General features: G+C 70.8%; 19 protein-coding genes. 11 read left to right on the forward strand and 8 right to left on the reverse strand.

The genetic code is table 11. The annotated features are described in order from the left end of the window. Window positions 1-108 precede the first annotated feature (108 nt). Window positions 109-285: a hypothetical protein gene (locus L0H79_RS13455; RefSeq protein WP_301485131.1), complete on the forward strand. Its 177-nt coding sequence runs from the start codon at window positions 109-111 to the stop codon at window positions 283-285. A gap of 195 nt (window positions 286-480) precedes the next feature. On the opposite strand, the gene L0H79_RS13460 is transcribed toward L0H79_RS13455, so the two are convergent. Both L0H79_RS13460 and L0H79_RS13465 read right to left on the reverse strand, forming a co-directional pair. Then, a complete protein-coding gene (locus L0H79_RS13460) occupies window positions 481-1,167 on the reverse strand; it encodes a response regulator (RefSeq protein ID WP_301485132.1) in 687 nt (228 codons plus the stop codon). Next, window positions 1,164-2,801 (reverse strand): ATP-binding protein, encoded by a 1,638-nt coding sequence (locus tag L0H79_RS13465; RefSeq protein WP_301485133.1) that lies wholly within the window; start codon window positions 2,799-2,801, stop codon window positions 1,164-1,166. The genes L0H79_RS13460 and L0H79_RS13465 overlap by 4 nt, the downstream gene beginning before the upstream one ends. 109 nt (window positions 2,802-2,910) lie before the next feature. Here L0H79_RS13465 and L0H79_RS13470 point away from each other — a divergent pair, with 109 nt between their 5' ends. The 4 genes from L0H79_RS13470 to L0H79_RS13485 are packed head-to-tail and all read left to right on the forward strand — an operon-like array spanning window position 2,911 to window position 6,438. Then, the gene (locus L0H79_RS13470; protein WP_301485134.1) at window positions 2,911-3,930 is read left to right on the forward strand and encodes a tripartite tricarboxylate transporter substrate binding protein; all 1,020 of its coding nucleotides are present in this window, start codon (window positions 2,911-2,913) and stop codon (window positions 3,928-3,930) included. Window positions 3,931-3,932: 2 nt separating this feature from the next. Beyond that, the gene (locus L0H79_RS13475) at window positions 3,933-4,502 is read left to right on the forward strand and encodes a tripartite tricarboxylate transporter TctB family protein (protein WP_301485135.1); all 570 of its coding nucleotides are present in this window, start codon (window positions 3,933-3,935) and stop codon (window positions 4,500-4,502) included. After that, window positions 4,502-6,049, forward strand: a complete 1,548-nt coding sequence (locus L0H79_RS13480; RefSeq protein WP_301485136.1) for a tripartite tricarboxylate transporter permease — start codon at window positions 4,502-4,504, stop codon at window positions 6,047-6,049. The genes L0H79_RS13475 and L0H79_RS13480 overlap by 1 nt, the downstream gene beginning before the upstream one ends. After that, window positions 6,046-6,438 (forward strand): universal stress protein, encoded by a 393-nt coding sequence (locus tag L0H79_RS13485; RefSeq protein WP_301485137.1) that lies wholly within the window; start codon window positions 6,046-6,048, stop codon window positions 6,436-6,438. The genes L0H79_RS13480 and L0H79_RS13485 overlap by 4 nt, the downstream gene beginning before the upstream one ends. Window positions 6,439-6,453: 15 nt before the next feature. Here L0H79_RS13485 and L0H79_RS13490 read toward each other — a convergent pair whose 3' ends face one another. The 5 genes from L0H79_RS13490 to L0H79_RS13510 all read right to left on the reverse strand — a co-directional run bounded on the left by L0H79_RS13490 (window position 6,454) and on the right by L0H79_RS13510 (window position 10,772). Continuing rightward, entirely contained in the window at window positions 6,454-7,227 is a 774-nt protein-coding gene (locus L0H79_RS13490) for a GNAT family N-acetyltransferase (protein WP_301485138.1), read from the reverse strand. Window positions 7,228-7,261: 34 nt separating this feature from the next. Further along, complete coding sequence (locus L0H79_RS13495; protein WP_301485139.1) at window positions 7,262-8,467, reverse strand: MarP family serine protease; 1,206 nt, start codon at window positions 8,465-8,467, stop codon at window positions 7,262-7,264. Window positions 8,468-8,474: 7 nt separating this feature from the next. After that, window positions 8,475-9,215, reverse strand: coding sequence for a CoA pyrophosphatase (locus L0H79_RS13500; RefSeq protein WP_301485140.1), 741 nt, complete (start codon window positions 9,213-9,215; stop codon window positions 8,475-8,477). Continuing rightward, window positions 9,212-9,871 (reverse strand): endonuclease III, encoded by a 660-nt coding sequence (gene nth / locus L0H79_RS13505; RefSeq protein WP_301485149.1) that lies wholly within the window; start codon window positions 9,869-9,871, stop codon window positions 9,212-9,214. The genes L0H79_RS13500 and nth overlap by 4 nt, the downstream gene beginning before the upstream one ends. Window positions 9,872-9,977: 106 nt before the next feature. After that, entirely contained in the window at window positions 9,978-10,772 is a 795-nt protein-coding gene (locus tag L0H79_RS13510; RefSeq protein ID WP_301485141.1) for a S9 family peptidase, read from the reverse strand. Window positions 10,773-10,814: 42 nt separating this feature from the next. Here L0H79_RS13510 and L0H79_RS13515 point away from each other — a divergent pair, with 42 nt between their 5' ends. Genes L0H79_RS13515 through L0H79_RS13530 form a run of 4 tightly spaced genes read left to right on the forward strand, consistent with a single transcriptional unit; the run spans window position 10,815 to window position 13,124 of the window. Beyond that, window positions 10,815-10,970 (forward strand): DUF4177 domain-containing protein, encoded by a 156-nt coding sequence (locus L0H79_RS13515; RefSeq protein ID WP_301485142.1) that lies wholly within the window; start codon window positions 10,815-10,817, stop codon window positions 10,968-10,970. Window positions 10,971-10,974: 4 nt separating this feature from the next. Further along, window positions 10,975-11,439 carry a RidA family protein gene (locus tag L0H79_RS13520; protein ID WP_301485143.1) on the forward strand — a complete coding sequence of 155 codons (465 nt, stop codon included), beginning with the start codon at window positions 10,975-10,977 and terminating at the stop codon, window positions 11,437-11,439. Between the two features lie 7 nt (window positions 11,440-11,446). Next, window positions 11,447-12,298 carry an NUDIX hydrolase gene (locus L0H79_RS13525; RefSeq protein ID WP_301485144.1) on the forward strand — a complete coding sequence of 284 codons (852 nt, stop codon included), beginning with the start codon at window positions 11,447-11,449 and terminating at the stop codon, window positions 12,296-12,298. A 28-nt stretch (window positions 12,299-12,326) separates the two neighbouring features. Continuing rightward, window positions 12,327-13,124, forward strand: coding sequence for an MBL fold metallo-hydrolase (locus L0H79_RS13530; RefSeq protein WP_301485145.1), 798 nt, complete (start codon window positions 12,327-12,329; stop codon window positions 13,122-13,124). 107 nt (window positions 13,125-13,231) lie between these two features. On the opposite strand, the gene L0H79_RS13535 is transcribed toward L0H79_RS13530, so the two are convergent. Continuing rightward, a complete protein-coding gene (locus L0H79_RS13535; protein ID WP_301485146.1) occupies window positions 13,232-13,909 on the reverse strand; it encodes a Crp/Fnr family transcriptional regulator in 678 nt (225 codons plus the stop codon). A gap of 90 nt (window positions 13,910-13,999) precedes the next feature. Here L0H79_RS13535 and L0H79_RS13540 point away from each other — a divergent pair, with 90 nt between their 5' ends. Both L0H79_RS13540 and L0H79_RS13545 read left to right on the forward strand, forming a co-directional pair. After that, a complete protein-coding gene (locus L0H79_RS13540) occupies window positions 14,000-15,001 on the forward strand; it encodes an ArsA-related P-loop ATPase (protein WP_301485147.1) in 1,002 nt (333 codons plus the stop codon). Beyond that, on the forward strand, window positions 14,998-16,170 hold the full coding sequence (locus L0H79_RS13545; RefSeq protein WP_301485148.1) for an ArsA family ATPase: 1,173 nt from the start codon (window positions 14,998-15,000) through the stop codon (window positions 16,168-16,170). The genes L0H79_RS13540 and L0H79_RS13545 overlap by 4 nt, the downstream gene beginning before the upstream one ends. Window positions 16,171-16,274 lie beyond the last annotated feature (104 nt).

Raw genomic sequence — 16,274 nt, forward strand, 5'->3', positions numbered from 1 at the left:
GTCGCTGGATGAAGTCGTGCAGGTAGGGCAGCGCAGCACCTCGACCACCCGTTCGCAGTAGAGCCCTCCCCAGTGGGGTGCGCCACCTGAGCCTGACGGTTGACAGACTTGCACGCCCAGAACGGCAGGATCGCCGAGGCGACCCTCGCCCGCGCACCGATGACCCCATCCAGCAGAGACGAGCGGCTCACCGACCCGGCCGGTCACATCGGCCTCGGTCTCGTCATGGACACCCTTGAGCATGGGCGTACCTTCCCGAACCAGCGCGCCAGCCACGGCTCCTGAACAGAACCACTGGTATTCACATCTGCACTCTCGATCGGGACTACTGCACTCTCGATCGGGACTAGTGCACTCTCGATCGGGACTACTGCACTCTCGATCGGGAGTAGTGCACTGTCGATCGGGAGTCGTGCACTCTCGATCGGGAGTAGTGCACTGTCGATCGGGAGTAGTGCACTGTCGATGAATCAGGGTGGGTCAGCGGGAGCGGGAGCGGGCGCGGTAGCGGCGCTCGGGGCGGCCGGTCGTGCCGTATCGCAGTCTCACCTCGGCCCGGCCCTGCGCCACGAAGTACTCGAGGTAGCGCCGGGCACTCACCCGCGAGATCCCCACGCGCTCAGCGCATTCCGTCGCTGACAGGGTGGCGTCCTCGGTACCGGCCGAGCCGAGCACCCGCTCGACCGACAGCGCCGTCTCGACGCTGAGCCCCTTGGGCAGCGGCGCCGCCGACGGGGTCGATGTGCCGAACGCCGCGTCGATCTGTTGCTGGGTCAGCTCACCGGCCGTTGCGGCCCTGCCGCGCTCGGCTGCATAGGCAACCAGTCGCTGCTCGAGGTCAGCGAAGGCGAACGGCTTGAGCAGGTAGCCGACCACACCCTCCCGGACCGCACGCCGGACAGCGTCCGCCTCCCTCGCTGCCGTGATGACGACCACGTCGCAGTCCTCCCCGGCCGCCCGCAGCCGCGTGATGAGGTCGAGGCCGAAGAGGTCCGGCAGGTACAGGTCGAGCAGGACGAGGTCGGGCTTCAGCTCGGCGACGAGCGACTCGGCCTCCGCGCCGGTGCCGGCCACGCCCACCACCGCGAACCCGCCGACACGCTCGACGAAACCTCGATGGATACGGGCGACCATGAAGTCGTCGTCCACGACGAGCACGCGGATCATCGCACTCCCTCCGGTTCGGCCTCCACCGTGAGGCTCGCCGTGAAGACCGCCCCCTGCGGCGTGTTCTCGACGCTGACCTCGCCATCACGGCGGCGACAGATGAGCCGGATCAGCCCGAGGCCGATTCCCCGCTCACCGGCGGCAGCGGCCTTGGTCGTGAAGCCGTAGGTGAAGACCTCGGTGACCAGCTCCGGAGCCACGCCCGGCCCGGAGTCGGACACCACGACCTCGACCGTCGTGCCGCCTTGGCGGATGCCCAGCTCGACCCACCTCGGCGCGCCGCCCCCGGCGCCCTCCCGCGTTGCCGCCGCGTCGATCGCGTTGTCGACGAGGTTCCCGACCACTGCGGCGAGGTCCGCCGAGTCGCGCGGGGCGAGCCGGGCCAGCGACGTGTCGTCGCTGACCCGCAGCTCGACCCGGCGCTCGGTCGCCTGCGATGCCTTGGCGAGCACGAGCGCAGTGATGGCCCGGTCGCGGATCCGCCGGGAGACACTGAGATCCAGGTGGGCCCGGTGCTGACTGACCGAGTCGACGTAGCGCACCACCTCGTCGTGCTCACCGAGCTGGATGAGCCCCGAGATCGTGTGGAGCTGGTTGGCGAACTCGTGTGCCTGTGCTCGCAACAGCTCCGTCGTGCTGCGGAACGAACCCAGCTGCCGCTCCAGCTCGGCGAGCTCGGTCCGGTCGCGCAGCGTCGTGACCGACCCGAGCGGTCGCCCGTCCTTGACGACCTCCATACGGTTCATGACGAGCACCCGCCCGCGCCGCAGGACCACCTGGTCGCGCGCGCTCGGCTCGTCGGCACCGACCACGCCCTGCAGGACGTCGCGCAGGCGCGGGCCCATCGGCAGGTCGGTGAGCGCCATACCCACGGCGTGGTCGGGCAGCTCGAGCAGACGCTGGGCGGCATCGTTGACGACGGTGACCCTGCCGTTCGTGTCGAGGGCGACGACGCCTTCGGCCAGCCCGTAGAGCATCGCCTCCCGGCTCTCCGCGAAGCGGGCGATCTCGGCCGGTTCGAGACCGAGGGTCTGGCGCTTGATCCGGCGCGCAACCAGCCAGGAGCCGATCCCACCGAGCGCAAGGGCGATGCCGAGATACGTGACGAGGAAGGACGAGGCGCCGCTGAGCCGGTCGAGGAGCGAGCGTCTCGCGACCGCCACCATGACGGTTCCGAGGTGCTCGCCGACCTGGCCCTCGGCGTCGCTGAGCACCGGGGTCTGGGTCACCAGCATCGGCTGACCGCCGATCTCGAGGGTGCCGGTCCAGCTGGCGCCCTCGGCGACCGCGCCGGACCCGAGCTGTACGCGCGTTCTCGCGATCGTCGGATCCGAGGAGACCAGGGCCACGCCTTGGTCGTCTATGAGCGTGACACTGGTGACCCCGTACTGGGTGACCGTGGACTGGACCAGCGACGGCGTCGCGTCGACGATCCCGCTCGACAGCTCCGATCGCACGATCGGGACCGTGGCGAGCTGCTCGGCGACCGCGGAGACCCGCCGGCCCTCCGTCCGGTTGAAGGTCGCCTCCGACTGCGCGAGCGCGACGAGGGCGACCGTGACGAGGATCCCGAGGAGGATGACGAGCTGCGCCACGAGGAGCTGTCCCGCAAGCGAGAGGCGACGGCGCTGCATGACCAAAACGAACTCAACCTCCACTGCTGACACAAGGGCGACACGACCGGGGTGGCGCGGCAATGATCATGCCGTTCCAACCTTTGAACGCGAAAGAGAGACTCGACCGATGAGCACCCGTACCACCACCCGGCTCGCTGCCGTCGTCGCGATCGGCGCGCTCGGCCTCAGCGCCTGCGGAGCGACCAAGAAGGACTCCCCGACCGCCGGCTCCACCGCCGCTGGCGACAGCAAACCTGCGACCGGCCTGCAGATCATGGTGCCGAACTCGCCAGGTGGCGGCTACGACACCACCGCCCGCACCGCCGCCAAGGTCATGGAGGACGCCAAGATCACCGGCTCGATCCAGGTCTTCAACCTGCCGGGCGCCGGCGGAACCGTGGGCCTGCAGCGTGTGGTCAACGAGAAGGGCAACGGCAAGCTCGGCATGCTGATGGGGCTCGGCGTCGTCGGCGCCTCCCACACGCAGAAGTCGGAGGCCAAGCTCAGTGACACGACACCGATCGCGCGCCTCATCGAGGAGGCAGGGGCCATCGTGGTGCCGAAGGCGTCACCGTACAAGGACATCAACCAGCTCGTCGACGCCTGGAAGAAGGACCCGGCGAAGATCAACGTCGGCGGCGGGTCCAGCCCGGGCGGGCCCGACCACCTGCTGCCGATGCAGCTCGCCAAGGCGGTCGGCATCGACCCCAAGACGGTCTCGTACATCAGCTACGACGGTGGAGGCGAGCTGCTGCCCGCGATCCTCGGCAACAAGATCAACTTCGGTGCGAGCGGCTTCGGCGAGTTCCTCCCGCAGGTCAAGGCCGGCTCCGTGCGCGTGCTGGCCGTCACGAGCGAGCAGCGCATCCCGGCCCTGAAGGACGTGCCGACGATGAAGGAGTCCGGCATCGACTTCACGTTCACGAACTGGCGCGGCATTGTCGCTCCCCCCGGGATCTCCGAGGCGGACAAGAAGGTATGGGTCGACGCCCTGACCAAGATGCACGACACCCAGGCGTGGAAGGACGCCGAGGCCAAGTACGGCTGGACCGACGCCTTCCAGGCCGGCGACGAGTTCGGCGCCTTCCTCAAGGCCCAGGACCAGTCCGTCTCCGAGATCCTGCAGAACCTCGGACTCGCGAGCTGACCATGTCCGACCAGACACCAGGCGTGACCCCGGACCGGGACCCCGACCCGTCGCCAGACCGGACCGGGGCGGCTGGCCAGGCGACCACGAGCGGGGACCGCGCACAGTACGGCATGTGCGCGGCCCTCGCCGTCCTCGGCATCGTGCTCATCGTCGACGCGACCCGGCTTGCGCCGATGCAGACCAGCAACGACCCCATGGGTCCGCGCCCCGTCCCCATCGTGCTCGGCATCCTCATGCTCGTCGTCGCGGTCCTCTACGCCATCGACATCCGCCGCGGCGGCGTGGGCGCGTCCGACGAGGGTGAGGACGTCGACCTGACCGCCCGAGCGGACTGGAAGACGGTCGGGCTGCTCCTTGTCGTGTTCGGCGTGAGCGCTGCCCTCATCGAGCCGCTGGGCTGGGTCATCGCCGGATCGCTGCTGTTCTGGGGGTGCTCCTTCGCCCTCGGCAACCGGCACCACATCCGTGGCCTGCTCATCGGCATCGCCATCTCGCTGATCACCTTCTATGCGTTCGCCATCGGGCTCGGAGTCAACCTGCCCGCCGGCATCCTCCAAGGGATTCTCTGATGGACAACCTCAACAACCTCATCGAGGGCTTCGGCCACATCTTGACGCCGATCAACCTGCTCTATGCGTTCGTCGGCGTCACCGTCGGCACGGCGGTCGGCGTGCTGCCCGGCATCGGCCCCGCCATGACCTTGGCGCTGCTGCTGCCGATCACCTTCGGGCTCGACCCCACCCAGGCGATGATCCTGTTCTGCGGCGTCTTCTACGGCGGGATGTACGGCGGGTCGACGACCTCGATCCTGCTCAACACCCCGGGCGAGTCCTCGTCGGTCGTGACGGCGCTCGAGGGCAACAAGATGGCCAAGGCCGGTCGTGCCGCACAGGCACTCGCGACCGCGGCGATCGGCTCCTTCGTCGCCGGCACCATCGCAACCCTGCTGCTCGCGTTCGTCATGCCCCAGGTCGTCGCCTTCGCGATCAAGCTCGGCTCGCCCGACTACCTCGCGATCATCATGCTCGCCTTCGTCGGCGCAGCCGCGGTCCTCGGCTCGTCCCGGATCCGGGGCTTCGCCTCCCTGCTCATCGGCCTCGCCATCGGCATCGTCGGCATCGACAGGGTCACCGGTCAGCAGCGGATGACCTTCGACCTGCCCCAGCTCGCGGACGGCATCGACATCGTCGTCGTCGCGGTCGGCCTGTTCGCCGTCGGCGAGGCACTCTGGGTCGCCGCTCACCTGCGCCGCAAGGCAGGAAGCGTCATCCCCGTCGGGAAGCCGTGGATGGGCCGCGAGGACTGGAGACGGTCCTGGAAGCCGTGGCTGCGCGGCACCGCACTCGGGTTCCCCTTCGGCGCCATCCCCGCCGGCGGGGCCGAGGTGCCGACCTTCCTGTCCTACGTCACCGAACGCAAGCTCACCAAGCACCCCGAGGAGTTCGGCAAGGGAGCCATCGAAGGCGTCGCCGGCCCGGAGGCGGCCAACAACGCGTCGGCCGCGGGCACCCTCGTGCCGCTGCTCGCGATCGGCCTGCCGACGAACGCCACCGCGGCGATCATGCTCTCCGCGCTGCAGGGGTGGGGACTCGACCCCGGGCCGCTGCTCATCGAGAAGCAGCCCGTCCTGGTCTGGACGCTCGTCGCGAGCCTGTTCGTCGGAAACACCATGCTGCTGCTGCTCAACCTGCCGCTGGCGCCCGCGTGGGCCAAGCTGCTGCAGATCCCCCGACCATACCTCTACGCCGGCATCCTCTTCTTCGCTGCGATGGGTGCCTGGACGGTCAACGGCCAGGCTTTCGACCTGTACCTGCTGCTGGCCATCGGGCTGCTCGGCTTCGCGATCCGCCGCTTCGGCTTCCCCGTGCTGCCGCTCATCATCGGGGTCATCCTGGCCCCGATCGCCGAGCTGCACCTGCGTCGCTCGCTCCAGCTCTCGCACGGTGACCTGAGCGGGCTCGTCGGCGGGCCGGTCTCCTGGGTCTGCTACGCGGTCATCGCTGTGGCCATCCTCTGGCCGCTCATCGCCAGGCTGATCCGGACGGCCGGCGGCAACGGCGGCCCCGGATCCGGTCCCGGCCAGCACACGACCATCAGCACGGAGGCTTCGGCATGACCATCGTCATCGGCTACATCCCGACGAAGCAGGGCGAGGCCGCCCTCACCGCAGGCATCGAGCAGGCGCGTGCGCACGGCGACCGGGTCCTCGTCGTCAACATGGCTCGCGACGACAAGCTCGTCGACGCCCACCGAGCACCGAGCTCGGAACTGGACCGGCTCGACCGCGACCTGGCCGAGTCCGGGGTCGCCCACGAGGTGCGCCGCATCGAGCACGGCACCGACCCGGCCGAGGCACTCATCGACGTGGCGGGCGAGGTCGACGCCCGGCTCGTCGTCATTGGGCTGCGGCATCGCACGGCGGTCGGCAAGCTCCTGCTCGGCTCGACAGCCCAGCGGGTGCTGCTCGACGCGCCCTGCCCGGTCCTCGCGGTGAAGCCTCGGTGAGCGCCGCCGGGACCCCTATCCGGGTCGAGACGGACCGCGCTCGACGCCGACGTGGCAGGCGGCCGGGTCGAAACCGAGCCGCTCGTAGAGGCCCCTCGCTGGCCCGTCCTTGACGGCGACGATGACGAGCTCTCGCACGTCCGGGCTGGTCAGGGCCCACTCCCCCGCGACCCGCACCAGACGGGCCGCGATGCCACGTCGTCGGAACCCGTCGTCGGTGACGACGTCCTGGTAGCGGGCACGCGTGCCGAGCCGGACGACGCCGACCTTCCCGACGAGCCGCCTGCCCACGAACGCGCCGAACCACGCGCCCCGACCGTCGTCGACGAGCGCCTCCTGCGCTGCCGTACGCCGCTGCTCGAACTCGCCGATCACGAGGTCACTCGCGCCGAGCTCTGCGGCTCGGCTCCAGTCGGTGCCCCCGGCCAGGCGCCGGATCGAGATCTCCTCGTCGTCCATCGGCTGCCACGTCGGGACCTTCGTCGTCGTCAGCGTCACCTCGTACTCGACCTCGAACCCCCGCTCGCGCCAGCCGCTGTAGTCGCCGTCGCTGTCGGTGAAACCGAACGTCCGGTGCTGGGCGCCCGGGAACTCCTGCTCGAACCGCTCGACCCACCCCGGCACCTCGTCCGGCGGCACGGCGCGCGCGAGGAGCAGGAAGTTGCCCCACCAGTAGGTCGGGTTCTGCGGAGAGCGGACGACCAGGTGGTCGCCCCCGTCCCGGATGGTCGAGCCCTGCAGCTCGAGCAGGGCGAGGTCGGTCGCGAGGCCGGGCGAGTCGACGTGCATGCCCCGAGGGTATGCCGCTCGGGGTACGCCCGACTCACCGCGCCAGACAGGCGCCGGAGGGCACCTCCACTCGCGCCGAGCGGGCCTGCTCGAGCACCGGCTCCGCCTCGGCCAGCGTCAAGGCGTAGCCGGTGTTGGCGTCTTCGAGCGACTTGGCGAACACGACGCCCACGACCCGGCCGGACCCGTCGAGCAGCGGCCCACCAGAGTTGCCCGGCTGGACGGTCGTGTAGAGCGAGTAGATCTCCCGGACGACCGTCCGCTGGCCGTAGATGTCACGGCCCTGCGCTTCGAGCACGGAACGCACCCGGGCGGGCACAGCGGAGAACGGGCCGTCTAGCGGGTAGCCCGCGACGACGGCGTCCGCACCGCGTTCGAGCGGCTCGCCGAGGGGCAGTGCAGGCGCAGGCAGCCCCGGGACCCGAAGGACCGCCAGGTCGCGATCAGGGTCGAGGACGACGATCTCGGCGGCATACCGATCTCCGTTCGGGCTCTCGACCTGGGTGCGCTCGGCGCCGGCGACGACGTGCGCGTTCGTCACGACCGTGTCGGGCTGCATGACCCACCCGGTGCCTTCCTGGGCGGCCCCGCACTGGGCGGAGTCGGTCGTGACCTTGAGGATCGAGCGCTCGGCCGCGACGATCGCCGGCTGGTCCGTGACGGATCGGTCCGGAGGGCGCACCGGCGTGATCGGCTCCGGCGCGAACCCGCCGAAGACCTGTGGGAACCCTTGCTGCGACAGGAAACTGCGGAAACCGGCGAACAGCTGCCCGGTCTGCGAGGGCACGACCCGGTTGATCGCCCCGATGATCCTCGACTCGGAGACCGCCGTCGTGAGCGCCGGGTTGCCCGAGGTGCGCAGCGCCCCGCCGACGAACCAGATGATCAGCGACGCAGCGACCACGACGACCACCGCGCCGAGGACCGAGTCGAGCCCACGGGCGGTACGGGCGCCGACCCTGGGCCGCATCGAGTGCCCGACGAGGCCGCCGAGGAACTGCCCGAGCCAACCGAGTGCGATGACACCCACGACGAGGGTGATCATCCGCAGGCGCGGGTCGTCCGCGATGAGGTCCACACGTGCCACGAGGTTCGGCAGCTGCCAGACACCGATGACGGCCCCGACGAGGAACCCGGCCAGCGAGAAGACGCTCGTGATCAGGCCGTTCCGGTAGCCCGAGACCGCGTAGGCGATCAGGACGAAGGCGAGCGCGAGATCGATCAGCATCGAGCCGGTCATCGCGGCCTCACCCCCTCCGGCCGCCGAGGTAGCGAGCCTGCAGCGGCCGCAGGACCTGCTGGTCCCAGGGATGGTCGAGCCCGGCAAGCTCGAGGGTGCGGCTGAGCAGCCCGGCCGTGAACCCCCAGAGCATGAGGTCGTCGATGTCGAAGGCAGGGCCGGTGAACCCGCTGGGGTGCCGCACCGAGTATCGGTACCCGGGATCGATGAGGTGCTGCAGCGGCACGTCGATCACGTCGTGGACCTCGGCCACGTCGACGACGCCGACCGGGGTGGGGTGCTTCCACCAGCCGAGCACCGGCGCGACGACGAACTGGCTCGGCGGCAGGAACAGCGAGGGCAGCACCCCGACGATCTCGACGCCCGCCGGGTCGAGACCGGTCTCCTCTTCGGCCTCGCGCAACGCCGTCTCGACGAGGTCGTCGTCCGTCGGCTCGCGCGCCCCGCCGGGGAAGGCGATCTGCGCAGGGTGCGACCGCATCGTGTGGGAGCGCTCGATGAGCAGCACGTGCTCGCCCGTGGCCGCGGACGCGACAGGCGGCGGGCCGAAGAGCATCAGCACGGCGGACTCGCGCCCGGTGTCGTCATCGGGGGGCAGGAAGCGACTGAAGTAGTCGCCGTCGACCATCTCCAGGCGGCGCACGACCTTGTCCATCCATTCGGGACGCGGTTGGCCGACCGCGCCCGGCGCGATCGCCCCGGAGTCACTCGCGTATGCCGCTCCGCTGGGCCGGGTCGGGCCGCTCACGTGGGTGCCAGCTCGTACTTGAGCAGTCGGGCCGCCTTGACGGGGTCGGTCTCACCGATGCCGTACGACGGGCAGAGCCTGGCCACCGGGCAGGCGCCGCAGGCCGGTCGCCTCGCGTGGCACGTACGCCGGCCGTGGAAGATGACGACGTGGCTGAGCATCGTCCAGTCCCGGCGGACGAACAGGGACCCGACCGCGTGCTCGAGCTTGACCGGGTCCTCCTCGTCGGTCCAGCCCATCCGGCGAGCGACCCTGCCGAAGTGGGTGTCGACGGTGATCCCGGGCACGTCGAAGGCGTTGCCGAGCACGACGTTCGCGGTCTTGCGACCGACGCCCGGAAGGGTGACGAGGTCCTTCAGCCTGCCGGGGACCTCGCCGTCGTATCGCTCGACGAGCGCCTGGCCGAGCTTGATCAGGGAGTCGGTCTTGGCCCGGTAGAACCCGGTCGGCTGGATGATCGCCTCCAGCTCCTCGCGAACCGCGGCCGCATAGTCGGCGGCGCTGCGATACGTCGCGAAGAGGACGGGGGTCACCTTGTTGACGCCGACATCCGTGGTCTGTGCGGACAGGATCGTGGCGACGAGCAGCTCGAGCGGGGTGCTGAAGTCGAGCTCGCAGTGGGCGTAGGGGTAGCGCTCGTGCAGCAGCCGGTACATCTTGCGGGCACGCCGGGTCAGCGCCAGAGGGGACTCTTCCCGGACGACCGCAGCCACACCGGCCACTCTAAGGCGGGTCTCCTGTCGATCGGCAACTGCAGGGCTGTCAATGTGCTGTGGGCACGGCGAGACCATGCAGCACGGTGACGACCTGCGCGAACGCGGGCGCCCGGGGGTCGATGAGCGAGTAGTGCCCGCACCCGTCGAGGACCTCGAGGCGCACGTCCGCACCGAGGTCACGGCAGCGCTGGACATACCGGTCCGTCACGGACACCGGCACGATCTCGTCCTGGCGGCCGTGCAGCAGCCGGACCGGCACCCGGGGCGGCAGGGAGGTCATCGGGTCGGCGACCTGCCACACTTCCGGGGCCTGCTCGGGAGTCGACCCGAGCCAGTCCGAGCCGGCCCCGTCCCCGAGACGCATCGCAAAGGTGGCCGCCAGGTCGACGCACCCGGCAAGTACCACCACCCCCGCCAGGTCTTCGGCCCACGGCTGGTTCGCCGCCCACGCGACGAGCTGGCCGCCGGCCGAATGCCCGACCAGCACGAGACGCTTCGGCAGCCTGGCGTCGGCACGCACGGCAGCGACGAGGTCCCGCAGGTCGGGCAGGGCCGCCGGGAGCGAGCTCGGCGGCATACGGCCTCGGCGGTACTCGGCGACCGCGACGTGGAAGCCGGCGTCTGCGAGCGCGGCAGCCTGGCTCCCCACGTGGGCGCGGTCGTACACCATGCGCCAGAACCCGCCGTGCACGACGAGCACCGTCGCACCGAGCGGGTGCGCAGGCTCGCGGACGTCGTAGACCTGGTCGGGGTGGTCGCCGTATGCCGCCCACCGGGTCGGCGGGGGCGCCTGACGTCCCAGCACGGCGCAGGACCGCGGGTCCGGCGTGGGATCGGTCATGCGGTCATCGTGCCAGTCGCGGCGCTGAGTAGGGTGAGGCGCATGACCACGTGGGAGTACCTGACTGCACCGCTGATCATCCACAACACGAAGCAGATCCTGGACAACTTCGGGTCTGACGGGTGGGAGCTGGTGCAGATCGTTCCGGGGCCGGACGGGCAGAGCCTCGTCGCCTACTTCAAGCGTCCGAAGGGCTGAGCCAATGTCAACTGTCGAAGAGCGCCTCTCCGAGCTGGGTCTCACGGTGCCGGACGTCGTGCCGCCGGTCGCGGCCTACGTGCCGGCCGTGCGCGACGGCAACCACATCTACACGTCCGGGCAGCTGCCCATGCTCGACGGCGCACTGCAGGGCACCGGCAAGGTGGGTGCCGAGGTGAGCCCCGAGGACGCGAAAGGCTATGCCGCGACGTGCGCCCTCAACGCCATCGCCGCCATCAAGGCCGAGCTCGGTGACCTCGAGAAGGTCGCCCGGGTCGTCAAGGTCGTCGGCTTCGTCGCGTCCGACCCGTCCTTCACCGGGCAGCCCGGCGTGGTCAACGGCGCGAGCGAGCTGCTCGGGAAGGTCTTCGGCGACAAGGGAGTCCACGCCCGTTCCGCCGTGGGGGTCGCGGCCCTGCCGCTCGACGCGCCGGTCGAGGTCGAGGTCGTCGTCGCTGTCGCCGGGTGAGGCCGGCATGTCGGGCAGCTCGGTGCTGAGCCGCGACTTCCCGGTCGCCAAGGACCTGCCGATGGCGGGGGCCGGGTCGCGCTGGCTCGCCGGCGATCGGTGGGAGCCGGCCACGCCGCGACAGGCGAGCACGGTGATGCTGGTGCGCGACGGTACGCACGGGACCGAGGTCTTCATGCTGCGGCGAGTCTCGGGGATGGCCTTCGCGCCGAACATGCTCGTCTTCCCCGGCGGCGGATGCGACGTCCGCGACGGCGAGCCGGGTCTGCCCTGGGCCGGGCCGTCCCCGGCCGAGTGGGCCGGACGGTTCGGGGGCTGCGGCGCGGCGCAGGCGCAGATGTTCGTCGCCGCCGCCGTCCGCGAGGTCTTCGAGGAGACCGGGGTGCTGCTGGCGGGCGAGTCGCCCGACAGCCCGCTGGTGGACGTCTCGGATGCGTCGTGGCGACAGCTTCGGCACGGCCTGGTCGGGCGTGAGCTGTCCCTCGCCGGGGTCCTGCAGGATGCGGGGCTCGTGCTGCGCTCGGACCTGCTCGCCGTCAAGGCGCACTGGCTGACACCGGAGTTCGAGCCGCGCCGGTTCGACACGTGGTTCTTCGCCGCGCTCATGCCCGAGCACCAGCAGGCCGACGGCGAGACGAGCGAGGCGGACCGGTCCGGCTGGGTGCGACCGGACGAGACCCTGGCAGCTTTCGGGCGGGGCGAGGCGGTCATGCTGCCGCCGACGCTCGTCTGCCTCGAGGACATGCGTGACGCAGGGAGCGCGCAGGCCTTCATCCGGCACACGGAGCACCTGCCGCTCATCATGCCGACGATCGTCTCGACCCCGGGTGGGCCCGCGATGCGGATCTCGGTGTCATGACCACCGCGCGTCGAGCCGGCCGTCGACGATGAATGGCGCAGCGGCCGACCCGACCTGGGCCGGCGGCCAGATCTCGGCGCGGGCTGCCTGCGTGCTGTGCCCCAACCCCGGCCCGATGACCCTCGACGGGACCAACACGTGGGTCGTCGGCGAGCCCGGGTCGACCGAGGTGGCGATCATCGACCCCGGCCCGCTGGACGTGGGGCACCTGACCGCTGTGCTCGAGGCGGTCGCCGGGTCCGGACGGCGGGTGGCGCTCACCCTGCTGACCCACCACCACTTCGACCACGCCGAGAGCGCGGACCGGTTCCACGAGCTGACCGCGGCGCCGGTGCGGGCCTTCGGTGGCGGCCACGACGACATCCGGCCCGGCGAGGCCATCCGGGTCGGCGGCCTCGAGATCCTTGCGGTCGAGACCCCGGGCCACACCGCGGACTCGTTCTCGTTCGTCCTGCCGGCCGACAACACGATCCTGACCGGCGACACGATCCTGGGTCGCGGCACGAGCGTGGTCGCCTGGCCGGACGGGCACCTCGAGTCCTATCTCGAGTCGCTCGCCCGGATCGAGGCGCTGACCCGGGCGGACACGGTGACGAGCATGCTGCCGGGCCACGGGCCCTTCGTCGCGGATGCCGCGGCAACCGTGTCCTTCTACCTGCGGCACCGGGCCGAACGGCTGGACCAGGTCCGCGCGGCGCTGGCGGCAGGGGACACGACGGCCCGTCAGGTCGTCGAGCGGGTCTATGCCGACGTGCCGCACGACGTGTGGCCGGCCGCCGAGCTGTCGGTCCAGGCCCAGCTCGAGTATCTCCGCGAGCACGCCTGAGCCACAGCCCTCCCGGCCACGACAACTGCGCTCGTTGTGGGTTCTCGTGGCGGTCGGGCCCGCCTCGCCCGCCCGCCGGTCGCCGGTCGCCGGTCAGCGCGCGCGACTCAGCGCGCGCGACGCTTCAGCCGGTCGACGTCCATGAGCAGCACGGCCCGTGCCTCCAGCCGCAGCCAGCCACGCGTCGCGAAGTCGGCGAGCGCCTTGTTGACCGTCTCGCGCGACGCCCCGACGAGCTGGGCGAGCTCTTCCTGGGTCAGGTCGTGCGAGACGAGGACGCCACCCTCGACCGGGCGACCGAACCGTTCGGACAGGTCGAGCAGCGCCTTGGCGACCCGTCCCGGCACATCGGTGAAGACGAGGTCGGCGAGGTGCGCGTTGGTGCGGCGCAGCCGCTGGGCCAGCGCCTGCAGCAGGGTCTTCGACACGTCGGGTCGCCCGGTCAGGATCGTGCTCAGCGACTCGTGCTTGAGCCCGAACAGCTGCGTCTCGGCAACGGCCGTCGCGGTCATCGTGCGCGGCCCCGGGTCGAACAGGCTCAGCTCACCGAACATCTCGCCCGGCCCGAGGACCGCCACGAGGTTCTCGCGGCCGTCCTGGCTGGTGCGGCCGAGCTTGATCTTGCCCTCCGCGATGACGTAGAGGCTGTCGCCGGGGTCGCCCTCACGGAACAGCACGTCGCCGCGCTCCATCCGGGTGCGGGTCATCTCCGCCTGCAACGCGGAGGCCGACTCGTCATCGAGGGCCTGGAACAGAGGCGCGCGTCTCACCACGTCGACATCCACGGGCCCAAGTTTGCCATGAGGGTACGCCGCTGGGCCGCCTCCCGCGCGAACGTTCCGTAGCCGGTGGAGGGCGGCAATAGGCTGGTGGCCGTGACGACCGACTGGAGGGACGCCCGGCTGCACATCGTCACGGGCAAGGGAGGCACCGGCAAGACGACGGTCGCGGCGGCCCTCGCGGTCGCTCTGGCCACGCGCAGCCGCCGAGTCCTGCTCAGCGAGGTCGAGGGCCGCCAAGGGATCAGCCAGACCTTCGACGTGCCGCCGCTCGGCACCGAGGAGACGCGGGTCGCGAAGACCATCGGTGGCGGCGAGATCGTGGGGCTCTCGGTGGACGCCAAGGCGGCCCTGCTCGAGTACCTCCAGCTCTTCTACAAGCTCGGCCGGGCCGGCAGGCTGCTGGAGAAGTTCGGTGCCATCGACTTCGCAACGACCATCGCGCCCGGCGTGCGGGACGTGCTGCTCATCGGCAAGATCTACGAAGCCGGCCGGCGACGTAAGGACGGCAAGCACCGGGGAGCCGGCCCAGCGGCATACGACGCGATCGTGCTGGACGCCCCACCGACCGGGCGGATCGTGCGCTTCCTGTCCGTCAACGCGGAGGTGGCCGACCTCGCGCGCGTCGGGCCGATCCACTCGCAGGCGGGCTCGATCACGAAGATGCTCGAGTCGGAGCAGACGGTCGTGCACGTCGTGACGCTCCTGGAGGAGATGCCCGTCCAGGAGACCGTCGAGGCGGTCGGCGAGCTGCGCGACAAGGGCCTGCACGTCGGCGCGATCATCGTCAACATGGTCCGCCCGCCCTACCTCGACGATGCGGCTCTCGAGCAGGCGCGGGCCGGGCGGCTGCACAAGCCCTCGATCTCGACGCAGCTGAAGGAGGCGGGTGTCGCGGTGACTGCTGGGCTGCTCGACGGGCTGCTCGACGAGGCTCAGGACCACGCGCTGCGGGTCGACCTCGAGCGGGAGCAGCTGGCCGTCCTGGAGCAGACGGGCCTGCCGATCTACTCGCTGCCCGCGCTGGCCGACGGCATCGACTCGGGCGAGGTCCGCGAGCTCGCCGACGCCCTCCTCGGGCAGGGGATGGCCCGATGAGCGTCCGCGCCTCCCAGGCGGCCCCCCACCTCGACATCGACGCCCTGCTGGGCGACCCCGGGATCGGCATCATCGTCTGCTGTGGCGCGGGCGGGGTCGGCAAGACGACGACCGCGGCCGCGCTCGGGCTGCGGGCGGCCGAGGCGGGCCGACGCGTCGTCGTGCTCACGATCGACCCCGCCCGCCGGCTCGCCCAGTCGCTGGGGCTCACCGAGCTCGACAACACGCCACGCCCGGTCGCCGGGATCGACCGGAGCAGCGGTGGCTCCCTCGACGCGATGATGCTGGACATGAAGCGTACCTTCGACGAGGTGGTGCTCGCCCACGCCGAGCCGGACAAGGCCGAGCAGATCCTCGCGAACCCCTTCTACCAGGCGGTGAGCTCGTCCTTCGCCGGCACGCAGGAGTACATGGCGATGGAGAAGCTGGGCCAGCTCAAGGCGTCGGGCGACCACTGGGATCTCGTCGTCGTCGACACCCCACCGTCCCGCTCCGCCCTCGACTTCCTCGACGCACCGAACCGGCTCGGGTCGTTCCTCGACGGCCGCTTCATCCGGCTGCTGTCCGCGCCGGCGAAGGCGAGCGGCCGCGCCGGCCTGAAGGTCTTCAACGTCGGCATCCAGATGGTCAGCGGCGCCATGACGAAGATCCTCGGCGGCCAGATGCTGCACGACGTGCAGACGTTCGTGGCGGCGCTCGACACGATGTTCGGCGGATTCCGCGAGCGCGCCGACACGACGTATCGCCTGCTGTCCGAGGACGAGACGGCCTTTCTCGTCGTCGCCGCGCCGGAGCGCGACGCCCTGCGCGAGGCCTCGTTCTTCGTAGACCGGCTGGAGGCAGAAGGTATGCCGCTCAGCGGGCTCGTCGTCAACCGCATCGGTCGCGTCTCGGCTCCCGGGCTCTCGCCCTCGCGGGCACTCGCCATGGCGGAGTCGCTCGATGACGGGAACGGGCCGCGGTCGGCGACGAACGCGGCCGGTGTGCTGCGGATGCACGCGGCACTCGTCCGGCAGGCCGAGCGGCAGCAGGAACTGGCGGAACGGTTCTCTCGCGGTCATCCCGAGATCCCCGTCGCGTTCGTGCCCGCACTCAGCCAGGACGTGCATGACCTGGCATCGCTGCGGGAGGTCGGCGCCGCCCTGGCAGCCCCGGCTCCCCGACCCTGATCGATCGAGTGTGCACTCTTCCTCATCGAGAGTGCAGCTCTACCGTTCGAGAGTGCAGCTCTACCGTTCGAGAGTGCAGCTCTACCGTTCGAGAGTGCAGCTCT

Source organism: Intrasporangium sp. (assembly GCF_030452765.1).
Classification (GTDB): domain Bacteria; phylum Actinomycetota; class Actinomycetes; order Actinomycetales; family Dermatophilaceae; genus Intrasporangium_A.

Excerpts from the sequence above, each read along its gene's own strand:
- L0H79_RS13460 (WP_301485132.1), bottom strand. The coding sequence starts at position 1,167 with ATGATCCGCGTGCTCGTCGTGGACGACGACTTCATGGTCGCCCGTATC.
- L0H79_RS13465 (WP_301485133.1), bottom strand. The coding sequence starts at position 2,801 with ATGCAGCGCCGTCGCCTCTCGCTTGCGGGACAGCTCCTCGTGGCGCAG.
- L0H79_RS13470 (WP_301485134.1), top strand. The coding sequence starts at position 2,911 with ATGAGCACCCGTACCACCACCCGGCTCGCTGCCGTCGTCGCGATCGGC.
- L0H79_RS13475 (WP_301485135.1), top strand. The coding sequence starts at position 3,933 with ATGTCCGACCAGACACCAGGCGTGACCCCGGACCGGGACCCCGACCCG.
- L0H79_RS13480 (WP_301485136.1), top strand. The coding sequence starts at position 4,502 with ATGGACAACCTCAACAACCTCATCGAGGGCTTCGGCCACATCTTGACG.
- L0H79_RS13485 (WP_301485137.1), top strand. The coding sequence starts at position 6,046 with ATGACCATCGTCATCGGCTACATCCCGACGAAGCAGGGCGAGGCCGCC.
- L0H79_RS13490 (WP_301485138.1), bottom strand. The coding sequence starts at position 7,227 with ATGCACGTCGACTCGCCCGGCCTCGCGACCGACCTCGCCCTGCTCGAG.
- L0H79_RS13495 (WP_301485139.1), bottom strand. The coding sequence starts at position 8,467 with ATGACCGGCTCGATGCTGATCGATCTCGCGCTCGCCTTCGTCCTGATC.
- nth (WP_301485149.1), bottom strand. The coding sequence starts at position 9,871 with ATGTACCGGCTGCTGCACGAGCGCTACCCCTACGCCCACTGCGAGCTC.
- L0H79_RS13510 (WP_301485141.1), bottom strand. The coding sequence starts at position 10,772 with ATGACCGATCCCACGCCGGACCCGCGGTCCTGCGCCGTGCTGGGACGT.
- L0H79_RS13515 (WP_301485142.1), top strand. The coding sequence starts at position 10,815 with ATGACCACGTGGGAGTACCTGACTGCACCGCTGATCATCCACAACACG.
- L0H79_RS13520 (WP_301485143.1), top strand. The coding sequence starts at position 10,975 with ATGTCAACTGTCGAAGAGCGCCTCTCCGAGCTGGGTCTCACGGTGCCG.
- L0H79_RS13525 (WP_301485144.1), top strand. The coding sequence starts at position 11,447 with ATGTCGGGCAGCTCGGTGCTGAGCCGCGACTTCCCGGTCGCCAAGGAC.
- L0H79_RS13530 (WP_301485145.1), top strand. The coding sequence starts at position 12,327 with ATGAATGGCGCAGCGGCCGACCCGACCTGGGCCGGCGGCCAGATCTCG.
- L0H79_RS13545 (WP_301485148.1), top strand. The coding sequence starts at position 14,998 with ATGAGCGTCCGCGCCTCCCAGGCGGCCCCCCACCTCGACATCGACGCC.